This window comes from Micromonospora chalcea (assembly GCF_002926165.1).
Classification (GTDB): domain Bacteria; phylum Actinomycetota; class Actinomycetes; order Mycobacteriales; family Micromonosporaceae; genus Micromonospora; species Micromonospora chalcea.
In genome coordinates this window covers 36,446-51,188 of sequence record NZ_MAGP01000143.1, presented here as the reverse complement: position 1 = coordinate 51,188, position 14,743 = coordinate 36,446, and the positions used below count along the sequence as shown (strand labels likewise).

At 73.1% G+C, this 14,743-nt stretch carries 11 protein-coding genes; 9 read left to right on the top strand and 2 right to left on the bottom strand.

Features of this window, described 5'->3' with window-relative positions:
• Positions 1-25: 25 nt before the first annotated feature.
• Both BAW75_RS24240 and BAW75_RS24235 read right to left on the bottom strand, forming a co-directional pair.
• Positions 26-1,045, bottom strand: coding sequence for a TAXI family TRAP transporter solute-binding subunit (locus tag BAW75_RS24240; RefSeq protein WP_104115035.1), 1,020 nt, complete (start codon positions 1,043-1,045; stop codon positions 26-28).
• Positions 1,021-3,249 carry a TRAP transporter permease gene (locus tag BAW75_RS24235; RefSeq protein ID WP_244206250.1) on the bottom strand — a complete coding sequence of 743 codons (2,229 nt, stop codon included), beginning with the start codon at positions 3,247-3,249 and terminating at the stop codon, positions 1,021-1,023. The genes BAW75_RS24240 and BAW75_RS24235 overlap by 25 nt, the downstream gene beginning before the upstream one ends.
• A gap of 907 nt (positions 3,250-4,156) precedes the next feature.
• Here BAW75_RS24235 and BAW75_RS24230 point away from each other — a divergent pair.
• The 9 genes from BAW75_RS24230 (at position 4,157) to BAW75_RS24190 (ending at position 14,709) form a co-directional block, all read left to right on the top strand.
• On the top strand, positions 4,157-5,173 hold the full coding sequence (locus BAW75_RS24230; RefSeq protein WP_104115033.1) for a YihY/virulence factor BrkB family protein: 1,017 nt from the start codon (positions 4,157-4,159) through the stop codon (positions 5,171-5,173).
• A gap of 203 nt (positions 5,174-5,376) precedes the next feature.
• Entirely contained in the window at positions 5,377-6,555 is a 1,179-nt protein-coding gene (locus BAW75_RS24225) for an ROK family protein (RefSeq protein WP_043329082.1), read from the top strand.
• Positions 6,552-8,120, top strand: coding sequence for a sugar ABC transporter ATP-binding protein (locus tag BAW75_RS24220; protein ID WP_104115032.1), 1,569 nt, complete (start codon positions 6,552-6,554; stop codon positions 8,118-8,120). The genes BAW75_RS24225 and BAW75_RS24220 overlap by 4 nt, the downstream gene beginning before the upstream one ends.
• Positions 8,117-9,205, top strand: a complete 1,089-nt coding sequence (locus BAW75_RS24215) for an ABC transporter permease (protein ID WP_064448163.1) — start codon at positions 8,117-8,119, stop codon at positions 9,203-9,205. Before BAW75_RS24220 ends, BAW75_RS24215 begins: the two co-directional genes overlap by 4 nt.
• 93 nt (positions 9,206-9,298) lie before the next feature.
• Positions 9,299-10,351, top strand: a complete 1,053-nt coding sequence (locus BAW75_RS24210; protein ID WP_043329088.1) for a substrate-binding domain-containing protein — start codon at positions 9,299-9,301, stop codon at positions 10,349-10,351.
• A 53-nt stretch (positions 10,352-10,404) separates the two neighbouring features.
• Positions 10,405-11,577, top strand: a complete 1,173-nt coding sequence (locus BAW75_RS24205) for a Gfo/Idh/MocA family protein (RefSeq protein ID WP_409073564.1) — start codon at positions 10,405-10,407, stop codon at positions 11,575-11,577.
• Positions 11,578-11,783: 206 nt separating this feature from the next.
• Entirely contained in the window at positions 11,784-12,932 is a 1,149-nt protein-coding gene (locus BAW75_RS24200) for an inositol-3-phosphate synthase (protein WP_104115030.1), read from the top strand.
• Positions 12,929-13,837, top strand: coding sequence for an SCO3242 family prenyltransferase (locus BAW75_RS24195; protein WP_104115029.1), 909 nt, complete (start codon positions 12,929-12,931; stop codon positions 13,835-13,837). Before BAW75_RS24200 ends, BAW75_RS24195 begins: the two co-directional genes overlap by 4 nt.
• The gene (locus BAW75_RS24190) at positions 13,834-14,709 is read left to right on the top strand and encodes a sugar phosphate isomerase/epimerase family protein (RefSeq protein ID WP_104115028.1); all 876 of its coding nucleotides are present in this window, start codon (positions 13,834-13,836) and stop codon (positions 14,707-14,709) included. Before BAW75_RS24195 ends, BAW75_RS24190 begins: the two co-directional genes overlap by 4 nt.
• Positions 14,710-14,743 lie beyond the last annotated feature (34 nt).

Sequence of the window (14,743 nt, the reverse complement as noted above, 5' to 3'; positions counted from 1 at the left end):
CGCGTCCGGACCCGGCCCGTTCAGGTCAGCTCGCGCCGAGGTCGCTCAGTGCCCGCTCCGCGCCGCGGTGCAGCGGCACCGGGTCGGTCTTGCGGGCGTTGCCCAGCTCGATGCCCTTCGCCGCCGGGTTCGCCTGGGCCAGGGCGTCCTTGGACTCGAACACCGTCCGGGTGATCGCGCAGGCCACGTCGGCGTCGAGGTTGTCCCGCACCAGCAGCACGTTCGGCACCACGATGGTGGGCACGTCGGCCGGGGTCCGGTAGATGTCCTTGCCGATGGTGCCCGCCTGGTACGCCGGGTTCAGCTCGGCCATCTTCGGCAGCAGCGGAGTGATGTCGACGAACTTCACCTTGTCGCCGGACGTGGTGAACAGGTCGGTGACGCCGCCGGTCGGTACGCCGCCGGACCAGAAGAAGCCGTCGATGCTGCCGTCCTTCATGCCGTCGACGGTCTTGGTGAGGTCCAGCCGCTGCGCCTGGACGTCCTTCGCCGGGTCCAGCCCGGCGGCGGTGAGCAGCCGGTTGGCGATGACCTCGGTGCCGGACTTCGGTGAGCCGGTGGAGATCTTCTTGCCCTTCATGTCGGCCACCGACGTGATGCCCGCGTCGGCCCGTACGACCACCTGGGTGTAGTTGTCGTAGATCCGGGCCAGCGCCTTGACCGGCTGCGGCGCGGTGAAGCTCCCCTTGCCCTGCACCGCGTTGACAGCGGTGTCGAACAGGGAGAACGCCACGTCGTACTGGCCGGCGACGAGCTGTTCGACGTTCTGCACCGAGGCGCCCGTCTCGGCGGCCGTCCCGGTGAGCTTGCCGTCGGTGGTCTTGCTCAGCTCACCGGCGAGCGCGTTGCCGACCACGTAGTAGACGCCGGTGGCGTTGCCGGTGGCGATACCGACCCGGGTGTCCTTGGTGACCTTGCAGCTGACCTCGCGGGCGGCGTCGTCCTTCGCCGCGCCGTCCTGACGGCCCCCGCAGCCGGCGGCACCGGCGGCGACCAGGACAAACGCCCCGACACCCGCCACTATCCTCGCGTCGATCCGTCCCACTCTCTCTCCTCCCCAAGATCCACGGATTCTTCGACCGCCGGGCGGCCGGGGTGCCCGGCGGCGCCACGTCGGACGTACACGCCCGCGACCGTGAGCGCGGCGAGCGCCGCGCCGATCGCCATGGGCAGCGGTTCCAGCCAGAGCAGGACCAGCCCGGCGATCGCGCCGAGGATCCGCTCCGGCGCGCCGGCCGGGCCCACGCCCGGCAGCCAGCCGCCGGCCGCGACCGCCAGCACCGCCACGCCGAGCGCGGAGACCAGGCCGGCCGTCACGATCCGCCCGGGCCCGCCGATGCCGAGCAGTCCGAGGCCGGTCGGCGTGATCACGAAGGCCAGCGGGATCAGGTACGCCGGCAGCGCGTACCGCAGGGTCTGCCACATGGTCGGCACCAGGCGGCCGCCGGTGACCGCGGCGGCGGCGACCGCGGCGAGCGCGGTCGGCGGCGAGACCTCGGACAGCACCGCGAAGTAGAAGACGAACATGGCCGCGGCGGGCGCCTCGACACCCAGGTTCAGCAGCGCCGGGCCGATGATCACCCAGCCGATGACGAAGGACGCGGTGACCGGCACGGCGAGGCCCAGCAGGCTGAGCGCGACGGCGGCGCGCAGGGCGGTCAGCGCCAGCACCACGGCGGGCTCCGAGCTGACCGCCTGCGCGCCGCTGATCAGCAGCGAGGCGGCCTGCGGCCCGAGCCCGGTCTTCGTGGTGGTGGCGGTGATGATGCCGGCCGCGGCGCACACGGCGCTCACCGCGAGCACCCCGCGTACGCCGTCGCGCAGCGCCGCCACCAGCCGGGCCGGCGTGAGGCGGTGCCGCTGGTCCAGGAAGGACAGCGCCGCCGCGATCACGGTGGCGACGACCACCGCCCGCATCGCCGACGCGCCGAGCGCCAGCACCACGATGATCACGAGGAGCGAGAGGAAGTGGTAGCCGAAACGGGCCAGCAACCGCCAGGCCGAGCCGCTGTCGATGACCACCGGACGGACCCCGGAACGCCGCGCGTCGATCTCGACCGAGAACAGGATGCCCAGGTAGTAGAGGATCGTCGGCACCGTGGCCCAGCCGAGCACCTGCAGGTAGGACACGCCCAGGTACTCGGCGATGATGAACGCCGCCGCGCCGAGCGTGGGCGGGGACAGGATCGCCCCGACACCGGCGGCGGCGAGCATGCCGCCCGCGCGCTCGGCCGGGTAGCCGGCGCGGCGCAGGATCGGCCAGGTCACCGCGCCGATGCTGACGGTGGTGGCGGCGCCGGAGCCGGAGACCGTGCCGAGCAGGAAACCCGACGCGACGGCGGTGCGCCCGGCGGCGGTACGGGAGCGGCGGAACGCGGCGGCGGACAGCTCCACGAAGAACCGGCCCGCGCCGGACAGGTCGAGCACCGCGCCGTAGATGGTGAACAGCACGATGTACGAGGCGGCGACGTCCAGCGGCGTGCCGTAGAAGCCGCTGTCGGAGTTGTAGAACGCGTCGACCAGCTGCGCGAAGTCGAGCCCCGCGTGCGCCACCGGCCAGGACTGCGGCAGCAGCCCGCCGTAGTAGCCGTACCCGAGGAACAGCACGCAGACCGCCGGCAGGATCCACCCGGTGGTACGCCGGCACGCCTCCAGCAGCAGGAGCAGCAGCCCGGTGCCGAACGCCACGTCCAGCGGGTCCAGCAGGCCCTGCCGGTCCAGGAAGGCGTCGTACCCGCCGCCGCCCGCACCGACGGCGACCGGCAGCACCGGGTAGAGGCAGACCACGAGCGCCGCGAGCGCCAGCAGCCAGTCCACGGGCGTGGGTCCGCGCCGGTCGTCCACGTCGACCGCGTCGGCCTTGGTGCGTCGCAGCCGCACCCCCGAGGGGTACGCGAGGAACACCATCGGCAGGACGCCGGCGAGGAAGAAGATGAGGTAGTACTTGCTGCCCTGGGCCAGCGGGAAGAACACCTGCCAGAGCGTCAGCAGCCCGACCGCGACGGTGACGCCGGTGAACAGGAAGCCGACTCCGCCGGCGAGGACCCGTCCCGGCTTCTCCTCCTCGAACCGGGCGGCCAGTTCCCGGGCGTCCTGCTGGGCCTGATCCGGGGCGTCCTGCGTCTCGGCCGGAGTGTGGTCCTCGGTGTGGTGCGGCACGGACCGGCTGTGGTGGTGCGTCTCGCCCGGCCCGTCGTCGGACCACTCCGGACCGGCGACGACGCCCTCGTCCGGCGGGAGCGGCACCACCTCGGCGTCCACATCGGACCCCGGTCGTCCGCCGGACGGCGGCCGGGGTTTCGGGGGAGTCGCGTCGGAGGGGCGAACGGGCGGCACGAGGGGGCACGATACGCGAATTGCGCGCGCGTTGGGAACATTGCTTAACGTGATTGCAATGAGTGACGGAATGGGGAATCTTTCACTCGTCAAACAGATTTCTGAATCTGTTTCGCGACTGCTTCGCCGATGGACGAAGGGTGCTTCCGCAATCTCTTCCCAGTGAACTTCCAGGCGATTTTCCAACGATGGAGAACTGGTCTGCGGGATCGGCCGTCGTCACTCAGGGTGTATTACCGGTCGTCCTTGCCGAGCCTGGGCGGCTGGCCCCCGGGCGGGCGGGTTCCGGATGCTGCCGCGTGTCCCCGGAGCGCTCCGGGGACACGTTTCGTGGGCCGGAACCGCGGGACCGCCGCCACTTCGCCGAGGTGGCGGCATCGGTCGTGCGCCGACACCGCCACTTCGGGGAAATGGCGCGGGCGCCGTCCGAGAACCGGACCGGCCGCGCGCCGGTGACCGGCGGGCCCGGCGGAGTGGAACACCATGGGTGCCTCCGCCGCCCTTTGACACCCATGCCGTTCCACTCCTCGTGACGGTCGAGGAGAGCGTGGCGAGTGGTGGTCCGAGGGGAAGGACGGCTCAGCACGATCCTCGGCGCCCCACCCGTCTGGGTGCGACGGGGGTGGGGTGCCCGCCGGTCTTGCTCTGCAACCACCGGAGCGGCGGACACGCTGCGTGACCATGTGCGCCGATGGGTGCAGAGCGGAGGGAAGGGGGAGCGGGAGAAGGGCGGCGGCGGACGGGCCGGTTTTGCCGACGGGGGTTATCGCCGCCCCGGTCAGGGCATGTCGTGCCTGACGACGAGCGACGAGGAGGTGCCATGGCCGCCGACGAGGCTCCCGCCCGTGACGGGCGCGACCGCACGGAGCCGGTGGGCCCGGACGACGGTCCGGACAGCCCGACCGACCTGACCGCGACGGGCTGGATGGCGACGCTCAAGCGGACCGTCCGGGAGTTCCAGGACGACAGCCTGACCGACTGGGCCGCCGCGCTCACCTACTACGGCGTGCTCTCCATCTTCCCCGGCGTGCTGGTGCTGATCTCGCTGCTCGGCCTGCTCGGTGACCGGGCCACGGAGGGAATCCGGGACACCGTCGGCCAGGCGGTGCCGGAGGAGAACATCCGCAAAATCATCGAGAGCGCGATCGACCAGGCCGGCCAGTCCGGCGGGCTGGCCAGCATCGCGGCCGTCATCGGTCTGGTCGCGGCCTTCTGGTCCGCCTCCGGCTACATCGCCGCGTTCATGCGCGCCTCGAACAGCATCTACGACGTGCCGGAGGGGCGGCCGATCTGGAAGACGCTGCCGGTGCGCCTCGGCGTGACCGCGGTGATCGGCGTGATGCTGCTGATCAGCGCTGTGATCGTGGTGTTCACCGGCGGCCTGGCCGAGCAGGCCGGAAACGCGATCGGGCTCGGCTCGACCGCCGTCACGGTGTGGAACATCGCCAAGTGGCCGGTGTTGCTGGTGCTGGTGAGCCTGATGTTCGCGATCCTCTACTGGGCTTCGCCGAACGCCCGGCACGGCGGCTTCCGCTGGGTCAGCCCCGGCGGCGTGCTCGCGGTGGTGCTCTGGCTCGTGGTGTCCGGCCTCTTCGCGCTCTACGTCAGCAACTTCGGCTCGTACAACAAGACGTACGGCGCGGTGGCCGGCGTGATCATCTTCCTGGTCTGGCTCTGGCTGAGCAACGTGGCCATCCTGCTCGGCGCGGAGTTCGACGCCGAGCTGGAGCGCAGCCGGGCCATCGCGGCCGGGCACCCGGCCGACGAGGAGCCCTACGTGGAGCTGCGCGACGACCGCAAGCTGCGCAAGAAGGGCAACGCCTCCTCCCACCACTGACCGCACCTCGCCGCCCCGCCCGGATGCGCCCGGGCGGGGCGGCGCGTTTTCTGGCCCGGCACCTCTTTTGTTCGTATGGACAAAAGTTTGCATCAGGCGTGCCGAAGCTATGGACATGCGACCCGGAAGGCTCCTACTGTGTCGGACACAACACACATCGCCATGGTCGATGTGACGGACTTCCGATGCGGAGGTGACTGCCGGTGCGGACGGTCGACCCCCTGCACGTACGGCTCCTGCGGCTGCTCCGGGACGAGGGCGCGGTGTCCCGCGCCGAACTCGGCGACCGCCTCCAGATGCCCCGCCCGCGCCTGCTCGCCGAGCTGGAACGGCTCGTCTCCCTCGGGTACGTGGCCGAGGCCGGGCTGGCCGCCTCCCGGGGCGGGCGGCGCTCCACCCTGGTCGAGCTGAGCCCGCACCTGCGGTTCGCCGCCGTCGACCTGGGCGCCAGCTCGATCGACGTGGAGGTGGTCAACGGCCGGCTGGAGCCGGTGGCCGCCTACACCGAGACCGCCGACATCCGCTCCGGCCCGAAGGTGACGCTCCAGCGCGTCAACGAGCTGCTGCACAAGGCCAAGGTGGACGGCGCGTACGAGCGGCTCGACGCGGTCGGCATCGGCGTGCCGGGGCCGGTGAGCTTCCGTGACGGCGTCCCGGTCTCCCCGCCGATCATGCCGGGGTGGGACCGGTTCCCGGTCCGCGAGCTGCTGACCCGGGAGCACGGCTGCCCGGCGGTGGTGGACAACGACGTCAACATCATGGCGATCGGGGAGCGGCACGGCGGCGTGGCCCACTCGGTCGACGACTTCCTGTTCATCAAGATCGGCACCGGCATCGGCTGTGGCATCTACCTGCACGGCGAGGTCTACCGGGGCACCGACGGCTGCGCCGGGGACATCGGCCACATCCAGGTCGACCCGAACGGTCCGATGTGTTCCTGCGGCAACGTCGGCTGTCTGGAGGCGGTGTTCAGCGGCGCCGCGCTGGCCCGCGAGGCGACTGTCGCGGCCCGCACCGAGGTCTCCCCGGCGCTGGCCGAGCGGTTCGCCGCCCGGGGTGTGGTGACCGCGCTGGACGTGGCGCAGGGGGCGATCGAGGGGGACGTCTCCTGCATCCAGCTCATCCGGGACGGCGGCCGGCGGGTCGGCAGCGTGCTGGCCGGGCTGGTCAGCTTCACCAACCCGTCGATGATCGTGATCGGCGGCGGACTGGCCCAGCTCGGCCACATCCTGCTCGCCGAGATCCGCAGCGTGGTCTACCGCCGTTCGCTGCCGCTGGCCACCGGCAACCTGCCGGTCGTCCTGTCCGAACTGGGCCCGCGCGCCGGCGTCGCCGGCGCGGCCGTGCTGGCCAGCGACCTCGCGTTCGGAGAAGCAGCATGAGCGACACCGGGAAACCACTGGTCGAGGCGCCCGCGGACGCCGTCGCGGGCGAGGTGGTCCTGCGCCTCACCGACGTCGTCAAGACGTTCCCGGGGGTACGCGCGCTCGACGGCGTGCAACTGGAGGTACGCGCCGGCGAGGTGCACTGCCTGCTGGGGCAGAACGGCGCCGGCAAGTCCACGCTGATCAAGGTGCTGGCCGGGGTGCACCGGCCGGACTCCGGCGAGGTCGTGTGGCGGGGCGAGCCGGCGTCGTTCGCCAACCCGCAGGCCGCCATGCGCGCCGGCATCGCCACCATCTACCAGGAACTCGACCTGGTCGACGACCTGTCGGTGGCGGAGAACGCGTTCCTCGGCCACGAGCCGCGCCGGTTCGGCTTCGTCCGGCGGGGGCACATGGCCCGGCGTACCCGGCAGATCCTGGCCCGGCTCGGCCACCCGGAGATCCCGCCGGGGCGGCTGGTGCGGCACCTGCCCGCCGCCGGCAAGCAGATCGTCAGCATGGCGCGGGCGCTCTCCCACGAGGCCCGGCTGATCATCATGGACGAGCCGAGCGCGGTGCTGGCCCACGACGAGGTGGCGAACCTGTTCCGGATCATCCGGGAACTCACCGCGCAGGGCATCGCTGTCATCTACATCTCGCACCGGCTGGAGGAGATCCGCGAGATCGGCGACCGGGTCACCGTACTCAAGGACGGCCGGACCACGGCGGCGAGCCTGCCGGCCCGCGAGACGCCGACCCGCGACCTGGTCGCCCGGATGACGGGCCGGACCATCGAGTACGTCTTCCCGCAGCGCCCGGCCGACCACGGGGGCGGCGCGGAGCTGCTGCGGGTGGACGGGCTGACCCGGCCCGGCGAGTTCGCCGACGTCTCGCTCCGGGTCCGGGCGGGAGAGATCGTCGGCATCGCCGGGCTGGTCGGCTCGGGCCGGTCGGAGCTGCTGGAGACCATCTTCGGCGCGCGCCGGGCGCACGCCGGGACGGTCCGGGTGAACGGCCGGACGCTGCGTCCCGGCAGTGTGGGCGCTGCGGTACGGGCCGGGATGGGCATGGCGCCGGAGGAGCGCAAGAGCCAGGCGCTGCTGCTGGGTGAACCGATCTACCGCAACGTCACGCTCGCCACGTTCGGCAGGTACGCCCGCCTCGGGTTCACCGACGCCGGGCAGGAACGCGCCGAGGCGGACCGGATCGCCGAGTCGCTGGAGCTGCGGCCCCGCGACGTTCGGCGGCCGGTGCGCACGCTGTCCGGCGGCAACCAGCAGAAGGTGGTGGTCGGCCGGTGGCTGCTCGGTGACACCCGGCTGCTGCTGCTCGACGAGCCGACCCGGGGCGTGGACGTTGGCGCCCGCGCCGAGCTGTACCAGGTGATCCGCGATCTGGCCGCCCGGGGCGTCGGGGTGCTGCTGGTCTCCAGCGAGGTGCCCGAGGTGCTGGGCCTGGCCGACCGGGTGCTGGTGATGCGGGAGGGCCGGGTGGTCCGCGAGGCGCCGGCCGGCGAACTGGACGAGAACACCGTGCTCGACCTCGTCATGGCGGGGTCCCTCATGGAAGGCGCACCGGCATGAGCGATGTCAGAGAATCCGCCCTGCCCGCGCAGTCGCCGCCGGTGGAGCGGGCGGAGACCGCCAAGGTCGACGCGCCGGCGAAGCTCTCCTGGTGGCGCGGCGACGGCGGGGAGGGCGTCAAGCGCAACCTCGGCCTGCTCGCCACGCTCGTCGTGCTGGTGGTCATCGGCATCCTGACCCGCCCCGACCTCTACGGCGATCCGAACTGGGTGTGGGGCAACACGCTCACCATTCTCAAGCTCGCCTCGGTGGTCGGCGTGGTCACCGTCGGCATGACCTTCGTGATCATCGGCGGCGGCATCGACCTGTCGGTCGGCGCGATCGTCGCGCTGGCCGGGGTCTGGTGCACCACTGTCGCCACGCAGAGCTACGGCGCGGGCGGCATGATCTTCACCGCGCTGACCGTCGGGCTCGCCGTCGGCGTGGTGAACGGGCTGCTCGTGTCGTACGGGCGGCTGGTGCCGTTCATCGCCACGCTGGCGATGCTCGTCGCCGCCCGAGGGCTGGCGGCGGAGATCTCCGACAAGCAGACCCAGGTGTCGGGCAACACGTTCATCAACGGCATCGCCAGCACGAACGTGCTCGGCATCCCGCTGCTGGTCTACATCCTGGTGGCGGTGGTGGCGGCCGGCTGGGTGCTGTTGAACCGGACCACGTTCGGCCGCCGTACGGTGGCGGTCGGCGGCAACCCGGAGGCGGCCCGGCTCGCCGGCATCAACGTGCGCCGGCACACCGTGCTCCTCTACGCGCTGTCCGGCCTGTGCTGCGGTATCGCCGCGGTCATGCTGACCGCGCAGGCCACCTCCGCACAGGCGGCGATGGCCAACCTCTACGAGCTGGACGCGATCGCCGCCGCGATCATCGGCGGCACGCTGCTCAGCGGCGGGCGGGGCACGATCATCGGCTCCCTGCTCGGGGTGATCATCTTCTCCACGATCACCAACCTGTTCGCCATCAACAACCTCTCCGCCGAGGCCCAGAACATGGTCAAGGGCGGCATCATCGTCGCCGCCGTCCTGGTCCAGCAGGTGCAGTTCGGCAGCCTCACCCAGTTCCTCGCCCGCAACCGGGCCACCACCACCTGACCCCACCCGCGCACACCCCGGCTGCCGTCGTACCGACTGCGGTCCGGCCCGCCACACCCGAAACCACCCCACCACCTCATCCCAGGAGGCGTCATGAGAACACCGCGCCATGACCTGTCCCGCCGCCGGCTGCTCTTCGGCGGGGCCGCGGTCTCCGCCGGGGTGCTGCTCGCCGGTTGCACCAGCAACGAGCAGAGCCCGACCGAGGCACAGACCAAGGCGGCCGGTTCCGGCGCCAACACCGAGCCGGGCAAGAAGGTGACCATCGGCTTCTCCGCCCCGGCCGCCGACCACGGCTGGATCGCCGCCATCACGAACAACGCCAAGGCGCAGGCCGGGGCGTACCAGGACGTGGAGCTGAAGTCGGTGGAGGCCGGCGCGGACGCGGCGGCCCAGCGGGCGGCGCTGTCCACGCTGATCTCGCAGAAGCCCGACGTGATCGTGCTGCTGCCGCACGACGGCAAGGAGCTCAACGCGTTCGGCCTGGAGGCGATGAAGGCCGGCATCCCGGTGGTGAACCTGGACCGGGCCTTCCCGGACGCGCGCGCCTACCGGTGCCAGATCAAGGGCGACAACTACGGCATGGGGGTGGCCGCCGCCACGTACATCGCCGAGCAGCTCAAGACCAAGGGCGTGAGCAACCCGGTGATCGGCGAGATCCCCGGCATCGAGTCGCTGGAGCTGACCCAGGAACGGTCCAAGGGGTTCGCCGACACGCTCGCCTCGTACGGGTTCAAGGTCGCCAACCGGCGTCCGGCGGAGTTCACGGTCGACTCCGGTCAGCAGGCCGCCACCGGCCTGTTCCAGGCGCTGCCGAAGATCGACGCGGTCTGGAACCACGACGACGACCAGGGCATCGGCGTGCTCGCGGCGGTCAACCAGGCCAACCGCAAGGAATTCATCATGGTCGGCGGCGCCGGCTCCAAGAAGGCCATGGAGGACATCGCCGCCGACAACACGGTCCTCAAGGCCACAGTCACCTACAGCCCGTCGATGGCTTCCTCGGCCATCTCCCTGGCCCGCCTGATCGGCCAGGGCAAGGGCATGTCCGACCTGGTCGAACTCCAGGTACCGAAGGAGATCGTGCTCGCCTCCGAGACGATCACCAAGGAGAACGCGAGCGACTACCTGAAGCTCGGGTTCTGACACACGGGGGGAGACCCACCTTGTCCAGTCACGACAGCATCCTGCGGGTCGGCATGGTCGGCTACGCGTTCATGGGCGCCGCGCACTCCCAGGCGTGGCGCACCGTGAACCGGGTGTTCGACCTGCCGTCCCGGGTACGGATGGCGCTCGTCTGCGGCCGGGACGAGCCGAAGGTGGCCGAGGCCGCCGACCGGCTCGGCTGGGACGGCTACACCACCGACTGGCGGCGGCTCGTCGAGTCCGACGAGATCGACGTGGTCGACATCTGCACGCCGGGGGACAGTCACCGCGAGATCGCGCTCGCCGCGCTCGCCGCGGGCAAGCACGTGCTGTGCGAGAAGCCGCTGGCGAACAGCGTCGCCGAGGCCCGCGAGATGGCCGAGGCCGCGACCCGTGCCCGGGCGTCCGGGGTACGCGCGATGTGCGGCTTCAACTACCGGCGGGTGCCGGCGGTCGCCCTGATGCGGCAGCTGGTGGCCGACGGGCGGATCGGCGAGATCCGGCACGTCCGGGCGGTCTACCTCCAGGACTGGATCGTCGATCCGCAGTTCCCGCTGGTGTGGCGGTTGCAGAAGGACAGGGCGGGCTCCGGCGCGCTCGGCGACATCGGCGCGCACATCATCGACCTGACCCAGTACGTCACCGGTCAGCTCGTCACCGGGGTCAGCGCGCTGACCGAGACGTTCGTCCGCCAGCGGCCACTGGTCGCCGGGTCGAGCGGCCTGGCCGCGCAGGCCGACGGCAACGGCAGCGCCATGGGGCAGGTGACGGTGGACGACGCGGCGGTGTTCGTGGCCCGGCTCGACGGGGGAGCGCTGGCCACGTACGAGGCGACCCGGTTCGCCACCGGCCGCAAGAACGCGCTGCGGGTCGAGATCAACGGCTCGCGCGGCAGCGTCGTGTTCGACCTGGAACGCCTCAACGAGCTGGAGTTCCTGGACGCCACCCGGCCCGCCGCCGAACAGGGCTTCAGCCGGATCCTGGTGACCGAGCCGGACCACCCGTACCTGGGCGCGTGGTGGCCGCCCGGCCACATCATCGGCTACGAGCACTCCTTCACCCACCAGGCGCGCGACTTCGTCGAGGCGGTCGCCACCGGCGCCGACCCGGCCCCGTCGTTCGCCGACGCGCTGCAGGTCCAGCTCGTGCTCGACGCGGTGACCCGCTCGGCCGAGCGGGCCGCCTGGACGGAGGTGGAGCCAGCGCTGGCCGAAGCTTCCGCCTGATCCGAGGCGGGCCAGGCCCGCCCGACACTCACCGGCGCCGGCCGGCGAGGGCCCGCCGCGGTTGCGCCCCGCGGCGGGGACGAGGCCGGCTCCGGGGAGCGTGCCGCCGGTGTCCGCCGGCACGACCAGCACGGCCCTCCGGTGCGGCCGGACCGGGATTCCCCGGCCGCACCGGCGGACCGGCCTTACCTGGGGAGGTAGCGCGAATGCGTACGGGTGTGTGGCTGGTGGGTGCGCGCGGCTCGACACCGACCACCGCCGTGGTCGGCGGGCTGGCCCTGCGGGCCGGGCTCACCGCGCCGACCGGATGCGTGACCGAGCTGCCCGACCTGCGCGGGCCCGCCCTGCCGGGCTTCGCCGATCTCGTCTTCGGCGGCCACGACGTGGTCGCGACCCCGCTCACCAAACGCGCCGAGGCGCTCGCCGCCGCCGGCGTGCTGCCCGCCCGGCTGGCCGATGCCGTCGCGCCCGACCTGGCCGCCGTCGAGGCGGCGCTGCGACCCGCGCCGGTCGAGGGCGACCAGGGCAACCGGATCGCCGCGGTGGTGCGCGACCTGACCGGGTTCCGCACCCGGCACGGGCTGGACCGGGTAGTCGTGGTGAACGTCGCCGCCACCGAGCCGGCGCCCGCACCGCACCCGGCCCACCACGACCTGGCCACGCTGCGCGACGCGCTGACCGGCCCGGCCGGCGTGCTGCCGCCCAGCTCCGCCTACGCGTACGCGGCGTTCACCGCCGGCTGCCCGTACGTGGACTTCACCCCGTCCACCGGCGCCCGCCTGCCGGCCCTGGCCGCGCTCGCCGCCGAACGCGGGCTGCCGTACGCCGGGCACGACGGCAAGACCGGCGAGACGCTGCTCAAGTCGGTGCTCGCGCCGATGTTCGCGATGCGGCACCTCGCCGTGCGCTCCTGGTCCGGCACGAACCTGCTCGGCGGCGGCGACGGCGCCACGCTCGCCGACCCGGCCGCCAACGCCGCCAAGGTCGGCAGCAAGCAGCGGGTGCTCGCCGAGACGCTCGGCTACCTGCCCCAGGGCGGCACCCGGATCGAGTACGTCGAGGAACTGGGCGACTTCAAGACCGCCTGGGACCTGATCACGTTCGCCGGTTTCCTCGGCACCGGCATGCGGATGGAGTTCACCTGGCACGGCTGCGACTCGGCGCTCGCCGCGCCGCTCGTGCTGGACCTGGCCCGGCTCACCGCCGCCGCGCACGCCGCCGGCCGCCACGGCCCGCTGACCGAACTGGCGTTCTTCTTCAAGGACCCGCTCGGCGCGACCGGCCACGCGCTCGGCGAGCAGTGGACGGTGCTGCGGGACTTCGCCGCCGACCTGCACGCCCGGGCGACGTCGTGACCCGCCTGGCCGACCTGGCCGAACTGGTCCGGGCGCCGGCCGCGCTCTCCGTACCCGGGGACGTGCTGTCCGGCGCCGCCGCGGCCGGGGCGCTGGACCGCCGGACGCCCGCCCTGGCCGGCGCGTCGGTGCTGCTCTACTGGGCCGGGATGGCCGCCAACGACTGGGCGGACCGGCGGCTGGACGCTGTCGAACGGCCGGAGCGGCCGATCCCGTCCGGCCGGGTGCGCCCGTCGGTGGCACTCGGCGTCGCGTCCGGCCTGACCGCCGCCGGGCTCGCGGTAGCCACCGCCGCCGGGGGCCGCCGGGCGGCGGCGGTCGCGCTCCCGCTCGCCGCCACGATCTGGGGGTACGACCTGCGCGCCAAGAACACCGCCGCCGGCCCGGCGGTGATGGCCGCCTGCCGAGGGCTGGACGTGCTGCTCGGCGCGTCCGGCGGCCGGGTGGTCCGGGCGCTGCCCGCAGCGCTCACCATCGCCGCGCACACCTGGACGGTGACCGCGCTGTCCCGCCGCGAGGTGACCGGCGCGGACCGGCGTCTGCCGGGCCTCACGCTGGCCGGCACCGCGCTGATCGCGTTCACCACCCCGGCCCGGCCCACCGTGTTAAGCGGGGCCCCCTCCTCTACCGGATGCGTTAAGAGGGGGCCCTTCCTTCGGCTCGGGGAGCTGGTGCCCGAGGTGCTCGCGGCCGGGTACGCCGCCCGGTACGGCCGGGCGCAGGCCCGGGTGCTCGCCGATCCGTCACCGGCCCGGGTGCGGGCCGCCGTCGGGGCCGGGATCACCGGGCTGCCCGCCTTGCAGGGTTCGCTCACCGCCCGCGCCGGGGCGCGGTTGCTCGGCCTCGCCGTGGCCGGCGCCGCCCCGCTCGGCCGCCGCCTGGCCCGACTGATCTCCCCGACATGACCGCCGCCGACCCGCTGCCCGGCCCGGGCGCGCTGCGTTTCGGGTACGGCACCAACGGCTTCGCCAACCACCGCCTCGGTGACGCGCTCGCCGTTCTCGCCGACCTCGGCTACCAGGGCGTCGCGCTCACCCTGGACCACGACCATCTGGACCCGTTCGCCCCCGGCCTGGCCCGCCGGGTGGCCGCCGTGCGCCGCCGGCTGGACGCGCTCGGGCTGTCGGTGGTGGTCGAGACCGGCGCCCGCTACCTGCTCGACCCCTGGCACAAGCACGCGCCGACGCTGCTGCACGACGACCCGGCCCGGCGGGTGGAGCTCCTGCGCCGGGCCGTGCGGATCGGTGCCGAGCTGGGCGCGGAGGCGGTCTCCTTCTGGGCCGGCGTACGCCCGCCCGGCGTACCGCCCGACGTCGCCGCCGACCGCCTCGTAGCGGGCTGCGCGGTGGTCTGCGCCGAGGCGGCGGAGGCGGGCGTGCCGCTGGGCTTCGAACCGGAGCCGGGCATGTTCGTCGAGGACATCGCCGGGTGGCGGCGGCTGCGCGAGGCGCTCGGCGCGCCGCCCGGCTTCGGCATCACGCTCGACATCGGGCACTGCCGGTGCCTGGAGCCGCTGCCGGTGCCGCGGTGCGTGTCCGAGGTCGCCGCGCACCTGGTCAACGTGCAGATCGACGACATGCGCCGGGGCGTGCACGAGCACCTGGAGTTCGGCGCCGGCGAGATCGACTTCCCGCCGGTGCTGCGTGCCCTGGCCGACGCCGGCTACCGCGGGCTGGTGGCGGTGGAGCTGCCCCGGCACTCGCACGCGGCACCGGCCGTCGCCGCCCGCTCACTGGACTTCCTGCGCGCCGCCGCCTCGCGCGGCGAGGGGCGGTGACCCACCACCTTCCACCCGGCAGAGGGGAGACGGC

Bases quoted from the DNA above. Each gene is read 5' to 3' on its own strand.
- BAW75_RS24230 (WP_104115033.1), top strand. From the start codon at position 4,157: ATGGCCGCCGACGAGGCTCCCGCCCGTGACGGGCGCGACCGCACGGAG.
- BAW75_RS24220 (WP_104115032.1), top strand. From the start codon at position 6,552: ATGAGCGACACCGGGAAACCACTGGTCGAGGCGCCCGCGGACGCCGTC.
- BAW75_RS24215 (WP_064448163.1), top strand. From the start codon at position 8,117: ATGAGCGATGTCAGAGAATCCGCCCTGCCCGCGCAGTCGCCGCCGGTG.
- BAW75_RS24210 (WP_043329088.1), top strand. From the start codon at position 9,299: ATGAGAACACCGCGCCATGACCTGTCCCGCCGCCGGCTGCTCTTCGGC.
- BAW75_RS24205 (WP_409073564.1), top strand. From the start codon at position 10,405: ATGGTCGGCTACGCGTTCATGGGCGCCGCGCACTCCCAGGCGTGGCGC.
- BAW75_RS24200 (WP_104115030.1), top strand. From the start codon at position 11,784: ATGCGTACGGGTGTGTGGCTGGTGGGTGCGCGCGGCTCGACACCGACC.
- BAW75_RS24190 (WP_104115028.1), top strand. From the start codon at position 13,834: ATGACCGCCGCCGACCCGCTGCCCGGCCCGGGCGCGCTGCGTTTCGGG.